The sequence below is a fragment of the Pseudaminobacter soli (ex Li et al. 2025) genome (genome assembly GCF_029892515.1).
In the GTDB taxonomy this organism is placed as follows: Bacteria; Pseudomonadota; Alphaproteobacteria; order Rhizobiales; family Rhizobiaceae; genus Pseudaminobacter; species Pseudaminobacter soli_A.
The window spans coordinates 1-19,617 of the sequence record NZ_JARXVF010000010.1 but is presented as its reverse complement, the minus strand read 5'-3'; the positions used below and the strand labels follow the sequence as shown (position 1 = coordinate 19,617).

Here is a 19,617-nt window from a genome sequence, read left to right as displayed (position 1 = left end):
CCCCTTAGTAAGCCTTGACCGCAGCGATCGAACGGCGCGCGAAGCGCTCGACGTCGTTGGGATTGTCCTGTTCCATGATGAAGTGCTTGGCCGACGTCTTTCCCCGCAATGTCTTGATCAGCCCGGCCCAGTCGATGGTGCCGTGGCCGACGTCGGACCAGCCGTCCTCGTCCAGCCCCTCGCCCGACTTGGCGATGTCCTTGACGTGCACGGCCACGATGCGGTGCCCGTGGCGGTCGATCCAGGGCTGTGGATCGGCCCCGCCGCGCACTATCCAGGCGACATCGATCTCCCAGCCGATGTCGGGCGCAGCGGAAAGAATGTGCTCCTGCGGCACGGAGCCGTCAGCAAGCGGCGCAAATTCGAAATCATGGTTGTGCCACGCAAAGCCATAGCCTGCCGCTTTCGCCCGCTCGCCCGCCATGGCCAGCCGCTCACCGAAACCGCGCCAGCCGGCTGTGTCGGTCGGCCGCGCCTCGGCCGCGAGGTAAGGACAGACCAACTGCTTGACGCCGAGCGCCTCGGCGGTGCGCTGCACACCGTCGAAATCGTTCTCCAGCGCATCGATCGAAAAATGCGCCGTCGGCATCGAAAGCCCGTTCTTGTCGAGCCCAGCGCGGAAAGCTTTTGGATCCTCATAGACCGCGCCAAAACCCTCGACCTCCTTGTAGCCGCTCGTCGAGAGAATCGTCAGTACCTCGTGCCAGGGAAGGAAGTTGCGAGCACTGTAAAGTTGGAATGACCAGTTCATCCTGTCCGTCCATTTGCTTGGGGGAGAAAAAACGTCAAAGGCGATCTCCGGCGGCATCGAACAACGAGGCGCGCATCGGATCGAACCCGACGGTGACTTGGTCGCCGGCTTGCGGCGCGCGCTCCGAAGACATCCGCACGGAAAACTTCTGGCCGGCGAGTTTTAGCCACACCAGCGTGTCGGAGCCCATCGGCTCGACAACGTCCACAGATGCCGTCGCCGAAAAGGGCCAGCCGTCGCCGCTGTTCAGGCTCACATGCTCGGGCCGGATGCCGAGCGCGGCGGCTCCAGGCGCCGTTTGCGCGCCGTCCGCGAAGGCATAGGTGGAAAGCGGCACCGAAAGACCATCTGCCGCAAAGCGCAATTCCGGCCCGCTCTTCTCGATCTTCCCCTCCAGGAAATTCATGGCGGGCGAGCCGAGAAACCCGGCGACGAAGCGGTTGACCGGCCGGTTGTAGATGGCCTGCGGCGCATCGAACTGCTGGATGACGCCGCCCCGCATCACGGCGATACGGTCGGCGAGCGTCATCGCCTCGATCTGGTCGTGGGTGACGTAGATCATCGTGTTCTGCAGCCGCCGGTGCAGGAGCTTGATCTCGACCCGCAATTCCGATCGCAACTTGGCATCCAGATTGGATAGCGGCTCGTCGAAGAGGAAAACATCGACATCGCGTACCAGCGCCCGACCGATCGCAACACGCTGGCGCTGACCGCCCGAGAGCGCGGCGGGCTTACGCTGAAGCAGCGGCTCGATCTGCAGGATTTCCGCCGCACGCGCGATACGCTGCGCAATCTCATCCTTTGGCAGGCCGGCAACGCGCAGCCCGAAGGAGAGGTTCTTTTCCACGCTCATCTGCGGATAGAGGGCGTAGGACTGGAACACCATGCCGATTCCGCGGTCCTTCGGCTCCTCCCAGGTCACGTTCCGACCCTTGATGAAAATCCGCCCGTCGGTGATGTCGAGCAGCCCGGCGATGCAGTTGAGCAAAGTCGACTTGCCGCAGCCCGACGGTCCGAGCAGTACCACGAATTCCCCTTCGGCGATGTTGAGATTGAGCGCCTTCAACACCTGCACGGCGCCAAAATTGAGCGAAAGGTCGCGCACGGAGACACTTGCGTTGATGGCTCGTTCTGCCCTCATGCGCTCATCCTTTCACCGCGCCCGCGGCGATGCCGCGCACGAACAGTTTTCCGGAAACAAAATAGACAATCAGCGGCACCAGCCCTGTGATCAGCGTGGCAGCCATGTTGACGTTGTATTCCTTCACCCCCTGCACCGAGTTGACGATGTTGTTGAGCTGGACTGTCATCGGATAGGTTTCGGGGCGCGTGTAGACGACGCCGAACAGGAAGTCGTTCCAGATGCCGGTGATCTGGATGATGACCGCCACCACGAAGATCGGCAGCGACATCGGCAGCATGATGCGCAGGTAGATGCCCCAGAAGCCTGCGCCATCCACGCGCGCGGCCTTGAACAACTCCTCCGGCATTGAGGTGAAATAGTTGCGGAACAGCAGCGTCAGGATCGGCATGCCGAAGATGGAATGCACGATCACCAGCCCGGCAAGGCTGCCGTAAAGACCGATCTCGCGCAGGATGATGACGATCGGATAGAGCATCACCTGATACGGGATGAAGGCGCCGACGATCAGGATCGTGAAGAAGAGCTCCGAGCCCTTGAAGCGCCAGTTGGCGAGCGCGTAGCCGTTCACCGAGGCGATGGCGATCGAGAGGATCACCGACGGCACGGTGATGCGCACCGAGTTCCAGAAGCCCCGCGAAAGCCCGTCGCAGTTGAGCCCCGTGCAGGCACTGGACCACGCCTTGATCCAGGGCTCGAAGGTAATCTCCAGCGGCGGCGAAAAAATATTGCCGAGCCGGATTTCCGGCATTCCCTTCAGCGAGGTAACGATCATTACGTAGAGCGGCAGCAGGTAGTAGACCGCCACCACCAGCAACGTGCCGTAGACGATGATGTTGCGGCGCGAGAGCATGCGGCGGGGTTTTGGCCCACGCGGACCCGCAAAACCGTCGGCATCGGTCGTGAGGATCGGGCTTTTGCTGGCGATATTCATGCCCTGCGCCTCCGCCCGAACTCGAGATAGGCCCACGGCACGATCACGATGACGACCGATAGCAGCATCATGGTGGACGCCGCAAAGCCCTGGCCGAGGTTCTGCGCAAAGAACATGTAGTCGTAGACATATTTGGCCGGCACTTCCGAGGCGATGCCGGGTCCGCCGCTGGTCTGGGCGACTACCAGGTCGTAGACCCTGACGATGCCTGACGCGATGATGACGAGCGTGGTGACGAAGACCGGTCGCATCATCGGAATGACGATGAACAGATAGGTCTTCCACATCGGAATGCCGTCGACCCGAGCGGCTTTCCAGATGTCTTCATCGATGCCGCGCAAGCCCGCGAGCATCAGGCACATGACCAGCCCCGTGCCCTGCCAGAGGGCGGCGATCAGGATGCCGTAGATGACGATACTGGAATCGTAGAGCGGATCGAAACTGAAGCTCGTCCAGCCGAGGTTGCGCACGACGCCCTGAATGCCGAGTTCCGGGTTGAGCAGCCATTGCCACACCAGCCCGGTGACGATGAAGGAGAGAGCGTAAGGATAAAGCAGAATGGTGCGGAAGGTATTCTCGAAGCGGATCTTCTGGTCAAGCAGAGCCGCCAGCACGAAGCCGATGACCAGCGAGAAAACCAGCGACAGCACACCGTAGATCAAAAGGTTCTCGATCGAGACCAACCACCGCGGCGTCGCCCACAGCCGGGTGTACTGGTCGATGCCGACGAAGTTCAGCCGAGGAAGCAGCTTCGAGTTGGTGAAGGAGTGGAGCACCGTCCACACCGTGCCACCGGCAAAGACCACCACGGCCGTCAGGATCATCGGGATCGAGGCGATCTTGGCGTTGAGATTGCGCAGGAGCCTGTTGGGAGGCCGTGTCTGGCTTTCGCTCATCGGGCTTCTCTCATCGGTACGCTGAAGCGCATTCGCGCGGCGGACGGAAAGACCTTACCTTCCCCCGGGTAGGAGGGTCGGTGAGAACTTCACGCAAAGCGAGATGTTCAAGACGAGGTGGGGAGCGCGATACAGCGCTCTACCCCCACCCCGCTCGCCTCGTTCACGACCCTCCCAATAATGGGAGGGTAAGATTGCCTCAGTCGGCGGAAGCGATGATGTCGGCGAAGCGCTTTTGCGCGTCCTCGATGCTCATGTCCTGCTTGGCGAAGAACTCGGAGAACAAATCCTCCTTCTGCTTCTGACTATCCTGTGAAAGCAGTTGGTCCGTCCAAGGAATGACGTCGCCCTTGGCAAGGATGTCGAGGCCCTTCTTCATGCAGTCGTTGGCTGCTTGAAGATCGACATCGCCGCGCACTGGCAGCGAGCCTTTCTTGAGGTTGAAGGCGACCTGCGTCTTCGGGTCGAGTAGCGTTTGCGCCAGCACCTCCTGCGCCTTGGCCTTTTCCGCGTCCTTCAGCAGCGGGAAATAGAAGGCGTCGCCGCCCGTTGCGATGACCGGATTGATGCCGAGACCAGGCAAGCAAGTGTAGTCCTTGCCGGCAACCTGACCCGCCACCTGGAACTCGCCCTGCGCCCAGTCACCCATGATTTGGCCGCCGGCCTTGCCGGTGATGACCATGTTGGTGGCCTGGTTCCAGTCCTGAACATTGGTGTTCTTGGCCATCTTGCGGGCGTCGTCCGCCGCCTTGAACACCTTTGCGATCTCAGGCCCCGCCGCAAAATTCTTGTCCTTGTCGCGATAGACTTTCAGGAAGGCGTCGGTTCCGCCGACAGCCGCGAGCAGCACGTCGAAGGCGCCCGAGGCCTGCCAAGCCTGGCCGCCGACCGCGAGCGGCACGATGCCTGCCTTCTCCAGTGCGGGGGCGGCCGCGACATACTCGTCCCAGGTCTTCGGCACCGGCACGCCGGCCTTGGCGAAGGCATCGTTGGAAAGCCAAAGCCACTGCCAGGAATGGATATTGACCGGCACGCAATAGATCTTGCCGTCGACGGTGCAACTGTCGAGCAGGCTCTTGGGCCGCACGATCTCGGTCCACTTCTCCTTGGTGGCTATATCGGTGAGATCGCGCATCAGGCCGGCCTGGATCAACTCCTCCGCCTGGCGGCCGTGATTGAATTGCGTGGCGCCCATCGGGTCGCCGCCGGTGATGCGGCTGATCATGATCGGCCGTGCCGTGCCGCCCGAACCGGCGATCGCGCCGTCGATCCAGTGGTTGCCCGTGGCGTCGAAGGCCTTGGCGAATTCCCCGACCGCTGCCGCCTCGCCGCCCGACGTCCACCAATGCGTGACTTCCAGATCCGTCGCTGCCGCCACGCCCGTGAAGGCGCAAGCTGCTGCGGCCGCCGCCAAAACGGCGGTGACGCTTCTGTATAGCATTTCGGTTCCTCCCAGAATCTGAAACGTTACAGATTTTCGATACGGTAATTGCCTCACCCGCGCAAGCCCGAAGGCGGCATTTTGTCGCGTGCCGAATAAAATCCCCTCGCAATCCATTTTGCATCGCAACGTTGTCTTCGCAGGCGCAATAGAACCTGATGCGTTACAAGATTCAGGCCGAAAGACCATCGATTGCCGCTGGCGACTTCCCTCACCTACCGACAGCAGAACCGCAGATCATCTCGCATTCTGTAACGTTTCAGATTAAAACCGTTCCGAAATGCGTCGTCGCAGGCCTCTCCCGCAATTGCGGGTGCGTTTCGGGGCTGCTATGCGCCTGCCGGGCGGGTGGAATGGACAAAGACGAAAAATCCGAAGGATTTGAGCAAGCGGAGGCCGGCAGGCCGACGCTGAAGACGCTTGCATTCATGACGGGGCTCGGCGTCACTACCGTCTCCCGCGCACTCAAGGATGCCCCCGAGATTGGCGCCGAAACGCGCCGCCGCGTGCAGCTTGTCGCCAAGCAGATCGGCTATCGGCCCAACCGCGCCGGCGTACGCCTGCGCACTGGCAAGACCAACGTCATCTCATTGGTGCTCGACACCGAGGAGCAGGTTGGCGGCTTCGTGTCCGACATGATCTACGGGATTTCGGAGGCGCTTGCGCCCACGCCCTACCACCTCATCGTCACGCCTTACTCGCGCAACAATGATCCGCTCGAGCCGGTTCGTTATATCGTTGAGACGGCCTCCGCCGACGGCATCATCGTTTCGCGTACCGAGCCGGACGACAAGCGCGTGCGCTACATGACCGAGCGCGGGTTTCCCTTCGCCACCCATGGCCGCACTGACATGGGCATAGAGCACCCCTACCACGACTTCGACAATTACGCCTTCGCCGTCGAGGCAGTGAGGAAGCTGGCCGCCCTTGGCCGGCGCCGGCTGGCACTCCTCGCCCCGCCGGCCAATCTCAGCTACTACCACCACATGCGCAACGGCTTCGCCGACGCGCTGGTCGAGTGCGGCCTGAGCGAGGTGCCCTTCCCGACCGCCACCGTCGACCACTCGATCGAGCACATCCGCGCACGCACCACTGAGCTGATGCGTCGCCCGCTCAGGCCGGACGGCATCGTATCCGGCGCGAGCGCTTCGGCCTTCGCCCTGGTGGCCGGCGTCGAGGATGCCGGCCTCAGCATCGGCAGCGACCTCGACATCGTCTCAAAGCAGTCGTCGCGGCTGCTGCACCTTTTGCGGCCACAGCTCTATGTGGTGAATGAGGACGTGCGGCTGGCAGGCGCCGAGCTTGCGCGCGCCGTAATGGGCCGCATCGCTGGAGCGCCCGCGGCTTCGCTGCAGAGCCTCAATCGGTCGACGACCGTGGAAGCCTACGCGACCTAGTCAAAGTAGGTTGTCTAGGGCGCGAACACGCTCGCACCCCCGAGACAGGTCAGCCATTCTTCAGGAAGCGCTCGAACGCCTCCAGCGTCTTCTCGCTGACGTGATGCTCAATGCCCTCGGCATCGTTCCTTGCGGTGTCGGGGTCTACGCCGAGGCGACAAAGGAGAGCCTCGACGATCTCGTGACGACGGCGCGCGGCGGCCGCCAGCGTCTGGCCTTCCTCGGTCAGGAATACGCCCCGATAAGGACGCTGCGTGACCAGGTTCTCCTCGGCGAGCCGCTTGAGCATCTTGGCGACCGTCGGCTGGGTGACGCCGAGACGTTGCGCGATGTCCGTCTGGCGTGCCTCGCCCGATTGCTCGATCAGATCGGCAATCAGCTCGACATAGTCTTCCATCAGCTCGGTCCGCCGGGCATCGCGACTTTTCTGGAAGGCCTCGGCTTGCGTCTCGACTTCGGTCGGGGCCGAACGGCTTTCTTTGGAAGTACGCGATTTCATTGCGGCGGGGCACCTTCGAGCAGTCGAGAGTCACAGTCAAAAACTAAACCTCGACCATAACTAATTCAGCTCAGCTATGAAACCCCGCCGCCCATTTCGGACCAACCGCTATCCAAGGCCCGGGATCGGAACGCCGAACGTATCGAGCAGCAGCACGACGTTCAGGAACAGGATAATGATCGCTCCCAGGATCGCGAGGATGTCGGTCAGCCGGCCGTTGGCGAAGTCCCCCATGATGGCGCGGTTGCGGGTGAACATCACGAGTGTGATCATCGGGATTGGCAGCGCAAAGGACAGAACGACCTGGCTGTAGACCAGAGCTTCGGTGGTATTCACCCCCATCAGAACCACGGCGAATGCCGGCAGCATCGTCACCAGGCGGCGCACCCAGATCGGAATGTGGAAGCCGACGAAGCCCTGCATGATCATCTGTCCGGCCATGGTGCCGACCGCGGACGACGAAATGCCCGAGGCCATCAGCGAGATGAGGAAGAATCCGGCGGCTGCCCCGCCAAGCAGCGGCGTGAGCGAATGATAGGCGGTCTCGATCTCGGCAACGTCGGGGTGACCAGCGTGGAAGGCAGCCGAGGCCATGATCACCATGGCCATGTTGACCGCACCGGCGACGGTAAGCGCAATAACGCATTCCCAGTTCGAGAAGCGCACCAGCGTGCGCCGCTCGCCGTCGTCGCGCGCCCGGGTTCTGTTCTGCATCAGGCCGGAATGAAGGTAGAGAGCGTGCGGCATGACGGTCGCGCCGATGATGCCGACCGAGATCATCAGTGCTGCGGCATCCGGCATCGACGGCACGACCATGCCCACGGCTGCCTGCCCCCAGGCGACAGGTGCAATGACCATCTCGGCGACATAGCAAAGGCCGATGGTTGCGACGAGCGCGCCAATGATGAGCTCTATCGGCCGGAATCCGCGCCCCTCGAAAAGCAATACGCCGTAGGTCACGATCGCTGTGACCACCATGCCGGCAATCAGAGGCATCTGGAAGAGCAGCGCCAGGCCGATTGCGCCGCCGAGGAATTCAGCCAGGTCGGTGGCCATCGCCGCCACTTCGCTGACCGCCCACATCGCATAGCGAACCGGCGTCGAGAACTCGTCGCGGCACATCTCGGCAAGGTTGCGCCCGGTGACAATGCCAAGCTTGGCCGAAAGCGCCTGGAACAACATGGCGATCAGGTTCGCCATCAGCACCACCCACAGGAGCGAATAGCCATAGCCCGAGCCTGCCTGGATGTTCGTCGCGAAATTGCCGGGGTCCATATAGGCGATCGAAGCGATCACCGCCGGCCCCGCGAAAAGCAGCTTCGAGCGCACGCCTCGACGCCGACCAGTCAACACCTCGCGTATGCGCGCATCCGTACGTTCTGACAGCGTCTGTACCGACACATTGTCCACTATTGAATTCCTCAGCCTGCTTCCGCGAAACATAGCCAATGCTATATTGATGTCAATATGCCATGATAAAGAGCATCAGCTAACATGAGCCAGCGACAAATCGCGGGCTACCCCCCCTGGTGGCCGGTTCAGCCGTCATGGTGCCAAGCTGGGTTGGCTGGAGTGGGATTTCTGCGCGTCGTCGCCATTGAAGAAGTGTAGACGAGTTGGAATTTGCGGAGTGCAGGCGGCGCCCGCCCCGTTAGCGGTGTCCTCCCCGAGGCGGAGCAGGTCTCACGAGCGAGCGCTTTGCTCGGGTGACTAGCGTCGTCAAGATGTTGAGACAATCGGCGAGCTGATTTCGCCGGGGCTCCCGCCCATCTCGGCTGTCAATTCGTCAACCGGCACGCGGGTCGTCTGTTGCGCCTCTCCGCTGCCCTGGTGAACGAATCCCCATCCATCGGGCGTACCGGGCCCCACGCAGGGATCGAGCCTCATCGCTGCTGGTGGTCGCGTTGGCGGGCTTCAGGCAAGTCGGGACGCATGATGCGCGGCGAGCGACCGCCGGCGCGTCCTTGCCGGTCTACGCTTCGCCGTGCCCTGGGCACGACAAAGCCGCTCGGGGCGGTTTGTTCGGGTTCGCGGAGGATCTGAGAAAATCGAAGTGCTTATTTTCGTGTGCAGCGTTGTGTGCACTAACAAGCGCGTCGGGCGTTTATCGCTGAGCTCGAATTCGAGGTGCGAACTCAATTCGATTTCCCTAGTCGAGGTGCGAACTCGAGTAACCACGCGCCCATCATGACAGGCCCCGCCGATCTCAGCATCCGTGAGGCCCTTTTCAGGCTCTGCCAGCACGGGCCGCGATAACCAAAGGAAAACGTCGCCGGCATCGTGTGTAAGAGCCTTGAGCCAGAGAGCACTGCACCTCCGAAGAGTAAGAAACCAAAGGTCAAGACGGCGCACTGAAACGCAAAGTGGCGACCGCGAATAAGCCCTGCTCCTCGGGTGAGACGACGAGCAGACACGATGCTAAGAGTAAATTGCAGGCGTGCCGAGCTAATGCGGCACCGATGCTATTGTTCCGGAACAAGGCTGCAGCCAGACGACTGGCGAAATGTGCAAAAACCCGCCTCGGACCCCGGGACGGGTTGTTCCAGGCCAGTACGCTTAGACGCACGCGGATAGGATCTCGGTTGAATTCGCCGAGTTGCGTTATTCGCCGTAGCCTTCCTCTGCCATCCAATCTCTGGCCTCGTGCACGGTAGCCATCGTCACGAAGCGCAGCCGCGCTTTTTGCTTGTCGTCGAGGGTCTTATAGAGCGGCTCCCAGGCGTCGGCGTATTGCTTCAGACTGGCGGCCCGCTGGGCCATGTTGGTGGCGCGGTTGCGCAGGATATCGAAGAAATCGGGCTGATCGCTTTGCATCTTTTGCATGTTTTCGATGCGTTCACGCCGGGCTTCGGCCCGCGCCCTTATGGCCGTCTCCACTGCCGGCCACAACTTCTGCTGCTCCGGCGTCAGTTGTAACGCCGCCTTCACCAGGTCGACCCGCACATTGGTTAATTCCTTCCAGTCGTTTGAAGCTCCCTGCGCATCCGTGGGAGCAGCGGTTTGCGCATAGGCCAACGTGGACGAACCGATAAGGAGGGCCGCGACCCCTACAATTGCTGTTCTAAGCATCGTGATCTCCATTTTGCTAAGCAATGCAGGCAGCGCTCAACGCTTGGTTGGGTCACCAGTTCCGCGGGCGACGCCAACTTTTCGCCCTGCCCCAGAGGAAACCGGGGCTTGAGCCAGGTCTTGCCGACGGCATGAGAGCCGACGAAGCCCCACCACCCCTCGCTTCGCACCAGTGCCCGACTACGCGGTGCTGGCCAATCTAGTGGCCGAGGCGCGCCTTGCTGCGGAGGCGCACGCATGATGAACGCACCGATGCCGCGCATCCAGGGCAAGAAGCCGTGCATCGCGTCCGCACTTCCTTGAGCTACATCCCGGCCGATGTCGATCGCGACACGTGGGTGAAGGTCTGCATGTCTCTATCGTGGGAGTTCGACCGAGGGGTTCGGCACCGCTGCAAGCGTACATGAGGCTACTGGACATTGCGTGCTGGCTTGCTTCGACGCGCAGAATCTGGCGCCGGTAGCTGCTGCTATCCGCGAGCGCCAGCCTGAAGCGCTGATTATCATCGCGGCCGACCATGACGAGAACCTCGCCGGCCAGCGCGCTGCGGACAAAGCCGTTACCTCCGCCGGTAGGATGGCAGCCGTGGCGTTGCCGACCGTGCCGAGCTGATCCTCGATCTGGTGGAGGAAGCCATCGGCAGCGCCATTGTGGTGACTGTGTCTGCGGAGAAGTGCGACGAGTTGCTGCCGTAGGAGGGCGAGGCGGAGACAGCTGTGCGGAATGAAGATCTCCGACGGCATCAGAAGCAAGAAAACGACCGGATTCAGCAGCCGGAAGCCATGAGCGTTCTCCCCCCGATCATGGAGGTCGAGGAGATGCTGAGCAACCTCGTCTGGATCGCGACCGGCGAGCAAGTGGCTCACATTGGCGACCACGGCATGTTCCTGACGTGGAAGGAGTTGCGTTCGCTCCTCTCCGCGTCAACGACGATGGAGGAAGGAGGAAGTCGCCCTCGCCCGGTGCCTAATGCTGTCATCTGGCAGCGAGACGCTAACCGCAAGACGGTGATGACCCGCCCCTTTCATGCCGGCGCCGGAATTTTCTGCCGCGATCCGGAAGGCCAAACCGCCGTGAACAGTTGGAGGCCGCTTGTCCGTTCTCAGGCCAAGGCCGACATCGGATTGTTTCTCGAACACGTTGGCTATCTATTCCCGGACGAGGCTGAGCGGAATGTGTTCCTAGACTGGCTGGCGCACCTCGAACAGAAGCCGGGCGTGCTGCCGCACTACGGCTGGCTGCACGTGGCCGACCATACAGGTACCGGCCGGAACTGGCTCGCCTCTGTATTGGCCCGCGTGTAGCGCGGGTACGTCGCCCCGAACGTCGACCTCCCGCGGTCGTAGCCTCTGACGTAAATCAGGCGCTCGTTGCGGCTGCCGCCGGTGTTGGCGGTGCTGACGCCCGGAACGATGGAAACCGCGTCGTCGAGCGTGTTGCGATTCGTCTTGTAGACCTCCTCCGAGGTGACGATGCTCTAGGAAACGGCCAGGCCGCTTGTGCCACCTTCTCCACCCTCACCGCCGTGAACGGTGATTTTGCCCAACTCAAACACGTCGTTGTTGCCGGCCTGCGGCTTCTTGGCGTCTTCGGCCTTCACCTCCACCTGCGGTTCGGTGTCTTGCGCATGCACGTTCTGTATGAGGATCGTGCTGGCGAGCAACTCAATCAATATATTCATTGCAATATAACGCATAGTTCAAATGCTCCGTCCCGATCATCGCCTGACTGGACTTCCCAGGTGTCAAGGATGCCCAGTTGCCCCCTCCCACGGGCGATGACCAACCCATAAAAAGGCATCAATATATTTCGCTGAATATAACACGTGTTGGCGTTTGCAAGCCGCCGCCTGCATTTTTTCCCGAAAGCGTGGCCTTTTGCCGAAGTATTTGGCCAGGAATGCCGGTTCTGTGTCGCTTAGCGGATTAGTCGATGTATCCACACGAATATAGCTGCATTGCAGCGATTCAGGATTCGCACCCATGAAGCCAAAGATGGACTGATTGCGTCGCTAACGTCTGGAAGTGCCGCAACCGTGACTCCAGCGCGATCGCCAGTTAACTGCGCCTTGAGGCAGTGACAGAGCTAACTTCAATGGCCGAGACCGGGCGCAAAGTGGTCATCCACGGTGCGGCCTACGGAGGGCCCCTTCACGGGACAAACCCCAGGCTTGTTGCTCTCCGTGCAAAACAGAGCTGTCGAGGGCTGCGGTTGCTAGTAACTGTCATCCCAGCCACTCTTGCCGATAATTTTCGCCGCGCTAAGTCGATGATAGTCTTTGACTTCCAGGCTCATGCGGTTCTTGGCCATTTTGCATCATGGAATTCCTGTACGGGCTGGCTTTCTTGCTGCTCTTTAGCCTGAGCGCGATCTGCGGAATGATCCTGCGCACCCGTCTCCACGAGGAGCATCTGTCGAAGGAGAACATGGATGCGCTGAGGCTCGTGACGGGACTTCTCGTCACTTTTGCCGCCCTGGTTCTCGGTCTGCAACTGTCGACGGCAAGATCCGCATTCGACGCCGCCGACAAAGACCGCTCGGTCTATGCTGCCAAGCTGGCGCGCCTCGACCAGTGCCTGCGCGGCCTTGGTCCCGCAATGGAGCCAGCTCGCACCCGTCTGCGGCAATATACGGCCGCCGTCATTGCCAGCACGTGGCGGAACGAACCTGCGCCGCTCGTGCCAGGCACGCCCGATACGAGGGGAATGGCAACCATCGGCGAAGATGCCACATTGAGCGCTCTCATGAATGAAATCGGCTTGATGATCGATACAGCAGCGCCGAGCGATGCATCGTATGCGAACATAGCCGCAAGATGCCGAACGGATTTTGGCCTGGTACAGGCAAGCCGCTGGGCGGTCATCGAAGATGCAATCGGAACCTCGCCAGGCTGGTTCAGCGGGATACTGAGCTTTTGGCTGGCGCTCGTCTTCCTCAGCTTTGGACTCCAGATCCCGCGACGCCTGGTTGGAGCCGTCGTTCTGGCGATCGGGGTCATCGCGATCTCCAGCGTTATGTTCGCAATCGTTGACCTCGAAATTCCCTACGGGGGCATGTTCGGCATCACCAGCACGGCCATGCGTGGCGCATTGGCCGACATGAACAGGTAGCTGCTGGGCGCGGCTGTTGCGGGCTGAAACCCGACTGACTGCTCTTGGATGGGAATGAACTTGAGCTGCTATTCAGCTCTCGACCTCTTTGTAGCCATTCGAGTTAACTCTGTCGCGGACCGATACCTGCCGCCCATTTAGTGGGTCTCATTCCGATCATGCGGTTCGCCCGCGTCCTGCGCAGAGACAACGATGCCGTCAACAACGCCATTGAGCTGCCCCTGGAGCAACGGACACAGGCCGAAGGGCAGATCAACCGCCTCAGACGCTCAAGCGCAATGTACGACAGGGCAGGCCCTGAACTGCTGATGGCACGCATGCTACCTTCGCGCCACCAAGTGAGGAAGAACCTCCGCATATAAATGACGAGTAACGACCCGGCGGCCCCCCTATCCAACGATTTTCAGAACGCGCTCTTAGAACTTCCAGTCCAGCGTCGCCTTCACGCCATGGTCGGAAAGGCCGGAGCCGAACTGCCCGCCATAGGCGACGCGGAGCGAGGCGGCTGGCGCCAGCGGAAGGTCGAGCCCGGCCTCCACCACCGCCGCGTCGCGGGCCACCGGCACGCCGGCCACGGTGAAGGCGGCGCCGCCGGCGAAGGCGGCGGTGGCCAGCGGGGTGACGTCGCCATAGGCATGGCGCCAGCCCAGCGTACTGCGGAGGGTGGCCGTCAGGCCGCCCAGCGGCAGGTCGGCGGCGGCGTGCAGGCCGAGCGTGGTGAAGGTGACGCCGCTGGTGCGCTCGCGCACGGCAATGGCGGCCGCGCCGCCGGTCTCCTTAAAGCCGTCGGCGGAAAGGTTCACGTAGGCGAGGTTGGCGAAGGGCTCGAGATCGACCCTGGCCGCCTTCACGCTGTAGCCCAATTCGGAGAAGGCCTGCGCGGTGCGGGCGCGGTAGCTGCCCTCCAGCGTCTCGGAGAAGCCGGAGAAGGCGGCCGCGCGGCTGGTGTCGATGTCGTGCGAGCTCACTGCCGCACCTGAGCGCAGCGCAAGTTCGCCGCCCGAAACGCCCCAGACGGAGCCGGCATAGAGGCCGAGATGATAGCTGTCGCGCGAGCCGGACGAGGCGCGGCCGTCGTCGCGGAAGTTCGCGCGGCTGTAGCCGGTCAGAAGCCCAACCCGCCAGTCGCCAACCAGGCCATCGGCCCCGATCAGCAGGCCGCCGGTGGAGCGTTCAAGACTAGCGGCGTTGTCGTCGCTGTCGACCGAACCCCGCGAACCGAAGCCGTAGCTCCAGACCACCGGGCCGGCATGGTCGGGAGCGACCGCGACGGGGGTGTCATCCGCTCCATAGGCCAGCACCGGCGCAGCCGAGGCGCCCAGCGCGGCGAAGGCGGCGCGCAGGCGCTCGTCCACCGCGTCGCGCAGGAAGCGGCTGTCTTCAATCAGTTGGCCGCGCACCGAGGCGTGGATCTCGCCGGACAGCACGTCGAAGGCGGCGCGCGCCTGCGGCGTCGTCAGGCCCAGCACGGCATTGTAGACCGCGCCGCCGGCCTGGCTCTCCACCCCGCCGCCCGTGGCGATCTGGTTCCTCGTGACGCCGACATTGGTGAAGCCGGTGTTGTTGCGGGTGAGCGTGAGCGTCACGTGGGTGGCGTCATAGTCCAGCGAGGGCGTCAGGAAGGCCAGGTTGGAGGTGACACCGCCGAAGGTGCCCGTGCGCCCGTCGGCGGCGGTCAGGATGGTGTAGGTGGTGGCCGGCGCATAATTGCCCGCCCCGGCCAAGACCTTGACCGTGCCGCCATTGATCGCCGCCGCGCCGCTCGCCTCCAACTTGTCGGAAGCGCCAGCGGCATCGACCTCCACCTCATAGACGGAACCGGTCGCGAAGGTGACATCTCCCCCCACATGCAGCGTCCCGATCGAATTGCCCGGCGCCACTGTGCCGGCGATGAAGGTGGCGCCGGTGGGGCTGCCCACCGTGCCCGAGCCCTGGAGGCGTCCATGCGCCCCGACATCCACCTCGCCGCCCAGCGTGCCGTTGACGACCAGCGTGCCGCCGGCGACGGAGGTTTCGCCGGCAAAGCCGCTCGAACCCCCGGTCAATATAGTGGTGCCGGCAATCTGGTTGATGCCGCCGATCCCACTAATCGCGGCAGCGAAGACATAGTTGTCCGCCGTGTGGTTGAAGGTGAGCAGGCCGCTGCCCGCCCCGAACACCAGCGCCGGCGCATCCAGCGTTCCGGGGGCGGCGGCGGGGCCCGACAGGCCGCCGCCTATATCGACCTCGCCGCTCGAGCCGGCATCGACCGCGACCCGTACCGGCATTCCGGCGGAGGCCGCGCCGCCGTTCTTCAGCGTCAGCGAGCCCGCTCCGCTGACACCGACCTGGATGTCCTGACTGTTCACCCAGGACGCCCCCGCGCCGTCGACGACCACTGAGCCGCTGCCGCTCGCTACATTGCCAATGAAGCCGTAATTGTCAGTGACCTTGCCCTGGTTCGAGATCGTCAGGTCGCCCGCGCTCCAGGCGCCTACCGTCAGCCCAACGCCCATCGCCCAGGCGCTTCCCGCCCCATCCACCAGAACATGGCCCTTGGAGCCGGGACTTGTGCCAATGTTGCCATATTTGCTGGTAACAGTTCCGCCCTCCAGAATCGAGAGCGTGCCCTCGCCGGCCTGCCCGGCATTGAGCGTGTTGGCGACCGCAAAGGCGGAATCCTGCCCCTTCACCTCCACCCCGCTTATCGACTTCGCGCCGAAGGCGATGTCGGCGCTGTCGCTGAAAACCGCGCCGCCATGCAGGATCGTGAGCGAGCCGTTGCCCAACACGCCGATGCGCAGCGTGTCGGAATTGGCCCAGGTCGAGCCTGGGCCGTCCACCAGCACGATGCCGTTCGCCGTCCCGCTGTTGGTGGCCAGAGCGCCGCGCATGTCCGAAACGCTGGCGCCGCCCGTGATCGTAAGTATGGAGCTAGCGTTCTCCCCGACCCACAGTTCGCTGGCTATATCCAGCTTCGATCCGCTGCCCGCGAGCTGAAGCAGACCGCTGCTGCCGCCATTGAGGCCCAGTATGACCTTGCCGGCCGCCGTGATCGCGCCGCCATTTTCCACCGCAAGGCTGCCGCTGCCATTGTGGCCGATCCAGATATCGCCCGTGGCCTCCAGCGTACTGCCCACGCCGCCGACCGTCGCCAGCCCGACGCTGCCGGCCGTGTCGCCGAGGATCAGCTTGTCGCCGAGCTGCACCTTGCCCGTGCCTACCACATTGAGGATGCCGCGGGCACCGGTGCCGGAAAGCAGACTGCCCGTCACGCCGAGTTGCGCGGTCGCGCCATTGACATTCAGCACCCCGTTGGCTGCCGCGGCGATAAAGACCCTATCGGCCGCCGCCCCTCCGCTTATGGTGGAGTCGGGCCCGTCGACGGTCGCCGTGTCGGTGTTGGTGGGGGCCGCGTTCGTGCTCCAGTTCTGCCCATCGCTCCAGTCGCCCGACTGCGCCCCCGTCCAGTCATTCGCCGCCGCGGCGGCAGGTGCGACCGCCATCGGCAGCCCTGCCAGCATGGTCGCCGCCAGAAGGGAAAGGCGCGGCAAACGACGACGCCTGCCGGAAATGCCCTTATATGTCGTCACTGATCGTCCCCCTCGATATGCCGCCTGCGCAAGGCAATAGGCCGCAGCATTAGGAAGGAGTGCGAATTCTGTCGTCGCGTTTCACGCAGGCCGTGATTGCCTTTGGCGCACTGGCGGGGCCCGAGCCGGCGCCTGCGCCCGCCTGTTGCCCCCGCGCAACACCGCCGCCACCGTCCCGGACTTTGCGCCTGGACGGTGCGCATTGATCTTTCGCGCAGGCGCGAGAAGCGTTTCGCGCATGGAAAAGCACGAGAAACCGTTGTAATCAGGGCTGTTTCGACAACACGCCGCTCACCATGCGCCACATCGTCTTCGATTCCACCGAACTGCCGGGAAATGCGCCAAGTCGCAAGGAATGCTGGATCGACTCGCTCTCCAGCGGCTATGTCCGGCTCAGGGCCGACAGCGACCCCGGCGCCGAATTCACCGGCAGGCTCAACATCCTCCTGACCGGCGACGCGGCCGCCGGCAGCATCCGCGGGACGGTGCGTTCCATCACCCGCAGCCCCGCCGAGATCGCCGAGCAAAACACCGACAATGCCGTCCTGTTCCTCAACAGCGGCCAGGCGCCCATGCGCATCGAGCAGAAAGGTAGAAGCCTCGACTGCCCGCCCGGCAGCGCGGCGTGATCGAGCAATGCGAGCCCTCGCGCGGCGTCATGCGTGTGGGCAGCCCGTGCGACTTCACAGCCGTGCAGGTGCCGCGCCTCCAGCTTTCCCGCCGCAACCGGGGCTTCGAGGACCGTTTCATGAAGCTTCTTCCGGTTTCAGGCGCGACGGCCCTGCTGCTCGCCTATGTGCAGGCGCTGCTTGCCTGTCCGGAGGAGGCTCTCGACGGCCTGCCGCAATTCGTCTCCGGCCACCTGTCTGACCTGGTCATGTGGGTCACGACCGGCGGCGACCTCTCCGGCAGGCCCGAGAATCCCGGCGTGCGCGCGGCGCGTTTCAGGGCGATCCAGACGGAAATGGACCGCAACTTCATGGAGCCTTAATTCACCCTGACGACATTGGCGCGGCGCCTGTCGATCTCTCCGCGCTACGCCCAGACGCTGTTCGCCGAGTTCGAGACATCCTTCACCGACGAGCTGATCGAGCGCCGCCTGACACGCGCGCGCGAAATGCTGACCACACCGCGCCACTCGGACCGCAGCGTCACCGAAATCTCATATGAATGCGGTTTCTCGACCGTCTCGCACTTCCACCGCGTGTTCCGCCGGCGCTTCGAGACGACACCGGGCGACCTCCGCGCAAGGGCGCGGAAGGGACGCTGATGGGGTCCTTGTGAGTTCTCGCCGACGCGCGACGTGCGTGGCGTTTCAGCCTATGTGACCCTTCTGCTTGCGGAGAACGCGCTGGGTTCGAAGGATCGCGGTTCCTCCGTCTTCTCGGATCGGCGAGGGAATGTATGCTACGGCCGTGGAAGAGCCGTGGCCTCGACCGAAAGGTTGTAGAGCAGGCGATGGGAGGCAAGATCCTGCCCGAGGTCGAGCAGCTTGTGACCAACGGTCAGAACAACTGCTGTTCAAAATCCGCTATATCGCTTGGATTTGCCAGGCAGTTGGCCCCGATAGGTCCTCGCCCCGGCAGGTCCCCAAAGAGCGGAAGTTGCCATGCCGTTCGCCGAATGACGTGTTTTGGCTCGACCTCTAGCTTGTGTGGCTGACGTCTGCTTTTGGGCAATGGCTAAGGCGCCTTCGCGAAGCAGACGGGCAGTTTAGGGCCGAAAGCTGCAGGTCAGCTTTCGAAACACATTTGGCTGAAGCGGACATTCTGCCGAGTTCGGGCATGTCGATCAGGGGCGTGAAGGCGGTGCCTGCGCACGCTCGCCTTCGATGATACGGCGCAGCATAACCCGATGGTCAGGATCGGCGGACAATGGACGCCCCCTGATTGCACGATCGCGCCCGCGCAATCGGCACAGGGGAAGAGGTTGACGTAGAGCCGCGCGCCTTCCAGCGCCACGCCGTTGCGCGGCGTTGTAGATCGTGCTGCGCTCAGCATGTTCGACCCAGTGGAACTTCTCGCCGCATGTCCAAGGCACTTTGACCGGCTTCCGGGACTATCTGAATAACTCGCCACCCGAACTTCGGTAGTTGCTCCGTGAGGTCCTTGATGTTCTTGACATCACCGACAAACCGGACGTGGACAATTGCGTTGTTGTCGCCATTCTTGCGGAGCGATTGTAGAACGCTCGCGCCCGAGTCTAACTCTTGCTTCAGTCGATCTGTATCGACTTGAATCTTGGACATCTCGCCAGCCGAGGAGGCAAGCAGTATGACTGCGATTGACTTCAGCATAAGTCATCATGCTCAGAGCCAGCATCTTACACAAGCGACAAGCTTTTTGAGCGCTCGGCATCGCCAACGTTCGACTTGAAGCAGGCCTGTGCATACGCATTGCCTTTTGATCTAGGAAGGACCCAAGACAGAGGTGCGTGGGCATGGGTGCGGCTCCCCTTCCCCTCTCCGGGATGAACGGCTTAGTCAGGCTGCGTTCATGTCGCCGGGCTATTTTGCCCTACCCTGTTTTGGGGCTCCACGGAGAGGATTATGAACTTCTACAAAACTCTGACTGCCGCCGCCCTCGTACTCACCACCGCACTTGCCGGCTGTTCTCAAACTGAACAGAGAGCTGGAACGGGAGCGCTAATCGGCGGAGCCGGCGGTGCCCTCATCGGCCAGGCTATCGGCCGCGACACGAAGAGCACAGTAATCGGCGCTGGTGCCGGAGCGCTACTTGGTGCTGTTGTTGCTGGCTCAGGCAGCTCGCAACCTCGCGGTCAAGAAATGTGCCGTTACCAGGACCGTT

Annotated in this window: 19 protein-coding genes and 2 pseudogenes; 9 read left to right on the top strand and 12 right to left on the bottom strand. The window is 62.7% G+C overall.

The window, feature by feature from the left end:
- Nucleotides 1-4 precede the first annotated feature (4 nt).
- From M2281_RS26160 to M2281_RS26140, 5 genes are all read right to left on the bottom strand, one after another.
- Nucleotides 5-751, bottom strand: a complete 747-nt coding sequence (locus M2281_RS26160) for a sugar phosphate isomerase/epimerase family protein (protein ID WP_280824140.1) — start codon at nt 749-751, stop codon at nt 5-7.
- A gap of 34 nt (nt 752-785) precedes the next feature.
- Entirely contained in the window at nt 786-1,892 is a 1,107-nt protein-coding gene (locus M2281_RS26155; protein ID WP_280824139.1) for an ABC transporter ATP-binding protein, read from the bottom strand.
- 4 nt (nt 1,893-1,896) lie between these two features.
- Complete coding sequence (locus M2281_RS26150) at nt 1,897-2,826, bottom strand: carbohydrate ABC transporter permease (protein WP_280824138.1); 930 nt, start codon at nt 2,824-2,826, stop codon at nt 1,897-1,899.
- On the bottom strand, nt 2,823-3,722 hold the full coding sequence (locus tag M2281_RS26145; protein ID WP_280824137.1) for a carbohydrate ABC transporter permease: 900 nt from the start codon (nt 3,720-3,722) through the stop codon (nt 2,823-2,825). Before M2281_RS26145 ends, M2281_RS26150 begins: the two co-directional genes overlap by 4 nt.
- A gap of 199 nt (nt 3,723-3,921) precedes the next feature.
- The gene (locus tag M2281_RS26140; protein WP_280824136.1) at nt 3,922-5,163 is read right to left on the bottom strand and encodes an ABC transporter substrate-binding protein; all 1,242 of its coding nucleotides are present in this window, start codon (nt 5,161-5,163) and stop codon (nt 3,922-3,924) included.
- A gap of 353 nt (nt 5,164-5,516) precedes the next feature.
- On the opposite strand from M2281_RS26140, the gene M2281_RS26135 reads away from it, so the two are divergent.
- Nucleotides 5,517-6,560 (top strand): LacI family transcriptional regulator, encoded by a 1,044-nt coding sequence (locus M2281_RS26135; RefSeq protein WP_280824135.1) that lies wholly within the window; start codon nt 5,517-5,519, stop codon nt 6,558-6,560.
- Between the two features lie 49 nt (nt 6,561-6,609).
- On the opposite strand, the gene mntR is transcribed toward M2281_RS26135, so the two are convergent.
- The 3 genes from mntR to M2281_RS26120 form a co-directional block, all read right to left on the bottom strand.
- Complete coding sequence (gene mntR / locus M2281_RS26130; RefSeq protein ID WP_280824134.1) at nt 6,610-7,059, bottom strand: manganese-binding transcriptional regulator MntR; 450 nt, start codon at nt 7,057-7,059, stop codon at nt 6,610-6,612.
- A gap of 108 nt (nt 7,060-7,167) precedes the next feature.
- A complete protein-coding gene (locus M2281_RS26125) occupies nt 7,168-8,502 on the bottom strand; it encodes an Nramp family divalent metal transporter (RefSeq protein WP_280824133.1) in 1,335 nt (444 codons plus the stop codon).
- 1,158 nt (nt 8,503-9,660) lie between these two features.
- Complete coding sequence (locus tag M2281_RS26120) at nt 9,661-10,128, bottom strand: Spy/CpxP family protein refolding chaperone (RefSeq protein ID WP_280824132.1); 468 nt, start codon at nt 10,126-10,128, stop codon at nt 9,661-9,663.
- 384 nt (nt 10,129-10,512) lie between these two features.
- Here M2281_RS26120 and M2281_RS26115 point away from each other — a divergent pair.
- Nucleotides 10,513-10,740 (top strand): annotated as a pseudogene (locus tag M2281_RS26115) (toprim domain-containing protein); the annotation flags it as partial.
- Between the two features lie 104 nt (nt 10,741-10,844).
- Nucleotides 10,845-11,432 (top strand): hypothetical protein, encoded by a 588-nt coding sequence (locus M2281_RS26110; RefSeq protein ID WP_280824131.1) that lies wholly within the window; start codon nt 10,845-10,847, stop codon nt 11,430-11,432.
- Here the strand turns inward: M2281_RS26110 and M2281_RS29165 are convergent.
- Complete coding sequence (locus tag M2281_RS29165; RefSeq protein ID WP_342394305.1) at nt 11,357-11,602, bottom strand: TonB-dependent receptor plug domain-containing protein; 246 nt, start codon at nt 11,600-11,602, stop codon at nt 11,357-11,359. The genes M2281_RS26110 and M2281_RS29165 overlap by 76 nt on opposite strands.
- Nucleotides 11,603-11,605: 3 nt before the next feature.
- Entirely contained in the window at nt 11,606-11,824 is a 219-nt protein-coding gene (locus tag M2281_RS26105; protein WP_280824130.1) for a hypothetical protein, read from the bottom strand.
- Between the two features lie 622 nt (nt 11,825-12,446).
- Between M2281_RS26105 and M2281_RS26100 the strand changes: the two genes are divergently transcribed.
- Nucleotides 12,447-13,238 (top strand): hypothetical protein, encoded by a 792-nt coding sequence (locus M2281_RS26100; RefSeq protein WP_280824129.1) that lies wholly within the window; start codon nt 12,447-12,449, stop codon nt 13,236-13,238.
- A gap of 146 nt (nt 13,239-13,384) precedes the next feature.
- Nucleotides 13,385-13,600 (top strand): annotated as a pseudogene (locus M2281_RS26095) (ISL3 family transposase); the annotation flags it as partial.
- A 54-nt stretch (nt 13,601-13,654) separates the two neighbouring features.
- On the opposite strand, the gene M2281_RS26090 reads toward M2281_RS26095, so the two are convergent.
- Nucleotides 13,655-16,810, bottom strand: coding sequence for an autotransporter outer membrane beta-barrel domain-containing protein (locus M2281_RS26090; RefSeq protein ID WP_280824128.1), 3,156 nt, complete (start codon nt 16,808-16,810; stop codon nt 13,655-13,657).
- A gap of 296 nt (nt 16,811-17,106) precedes the next feature.
- Here M2281_RS26090 and M2281_RS26085 point away from each other — a divergent pair, with 296 nt between their 5' ends.
- Genes M2281_RS26085 through M2281_RS26075 form a run of 3 tightly spaced genes read left to right on the top strand, consistent with a single transcriptional unit; the run spans nt 17,107 to nt 18,080 of the window.
- A complete protein-coding gene (locus M2281_RS26085; RefSeq protein WP_280824127.1) occupies nt 17,107-17,439 on the top strand; it encodes a hypothetical protein in 333 nt (110 codons plus the stop codon).
- Nucleotides 17,436-17,801, top strand: a complete 366-nt coding sequence (locus M2281_RS26080) for a hypothetical protein (RefSeq protein WP_280824126.1) — start codon at nt 17,436-17,438, stop codon at nt 17,799-17,801. Before M2281_RS26085 ends, M2281_RS26080 begins: the two co-directional genes overlap by 4 nt.
- A gap of 15 nt (nt 17,802-17,816) precedes the next feature.
- Nucleotides 17,817-18,080, top strand: a complete 264-nt coding sequence (locus M2281_RS26075; RefSeq protein ID WP_280824125.1) for a helix-turn-helix transcriptional regulator — start codon at nt 17,817-17,819, stop codon at nt 18,078-18,080.
- Nucleotides 18,081-18,543: 463 nt separating this feature from the next.
- On the opposite strand, the gene M2281_RS26070 is transcribed toward M2281_RS26075, so the two are convergent.
- The gene (locus M2281_RS26070) at nt 18,544-18,810 is read right to left on the bottom strand and encodes a hypothetical protein (protein WP_280824124.1); all 267 of its coding nucleotides are present in this window, start codon (nt 18,808-18,810) and stop codon (nt 18,544-18,546) included.
- Nucleotides 18,811-19,358: 548 nt separating this feature from the next.
- Here M2281_RS26070 and M2281_RS26065 point away from each other — a divergent pair.
- On the top strand, nt 19,359-19,617 hold a 259-nt coding region (locus M2281_RS26065), incomplete at its 3' end, for a YMGG-like glycine zipper-containing protein (protein WP_280824123.1).

What these genes read in the sequence shown, in the direction of transcription:
- mntR (WP_280824134.1), bottom strand. Translation starts at nt 7,059, where the DNA reads ATGAAATCGCGTACTTCCAAAGAAAGCCGTTCGGCCCCGACCGAAGTC.
- M2281_RS26085 (WP_280824127.1), top strand. Translation starts at nt 17,107, where the DNA reads ATGCGCCACATCGTCTTCGATTCCACCGAACTGCCGGGAAATGCGCCA.
- M2281_RS26160 (WP_280824140.1), bottom strand. Translation starts at nt 751, where the DNA reads ATGAACTGGTCATTCCAACTTTACAGTGCTCGCAACTTCCTTCCCTGG.
- M2281_RS26135 (WP_280824135.1), top strand. Translation starts at nt 5,517, where the DNA reads ATGGACAAAGACGAAAAATCCGAAGGATTTGAGCAAGCGGAGGCCGGC.
- M2281_RS26120 (WP_280824132.1), bottom strand. Translation starts at nt 10,128, where the DNA reads ATGCTTAGAACAGCAATTGTAGGGGTCGCGGCCCTCCTTATCGGTTCG.
- M2281_RS26155 (WP_280824139.1), bottom strand. Translation starts at nt 1,892, where the DNA reads ATGAGGGCAGAACGAGCCATCAACGCAAGTGTCTCCGTGCGCGACCTT.
- M2281_RS26145 (WP_280824137.1), bottom strand. Translation starts at nt 3,722, where the DNA reads ATGAGCGAAAGCCAGACACGGCCTCCCAACAGGCTCCTGCGCAATCTC.
- M2281_RS26070 (WP_280824124.1), bottom strand. Translation starts at nt 18,810, where the DNA reads ATGCTGAGCGCAGCACGATCTACAACGCCGCGCAACGGCGTGGCGCTG.
- M2281_RS26105 (WP_280824130.1), bottom strand. Translation starts at nt 11,824, where the DNA reads ATGCGTTATATTGCAATGAATATATTGATTGAGTTGCTCGCCAGCACG.
- M2281_RS26100 (WP_280824129.1), top strand. Translation starts at nt 12,447, where the DNA reads ATGGAATTCCTGTACGGGCTGGCTTTCTTGCTGCTCTTTAGCCTGAGC.
- M2281_RS26140 (WP_280824136.1), bottom strand. Translation starts at nt 5,163, where the DNA reads ATGCTATACAGAAGCGTCACCGCCGTTTTGGCGGCGGCCGCAGCAGCT.
- M2281_RS26150 (WP_280824138.1), bottom strand. Translation starts at nt 2,826, where the DNA reads ATGAATATCGCCAGCAAAAGCCCGATCCTCACGACCGATGCCGACGGT.
- M2281_RS26125 (WP_280824133.1), bottom strand. Translation starts at nt 8,502, where the DNA reads ATGTTTCGCGGAAGCAGGCTGAGGAATTCAATAGTGGACAATGTGTCG.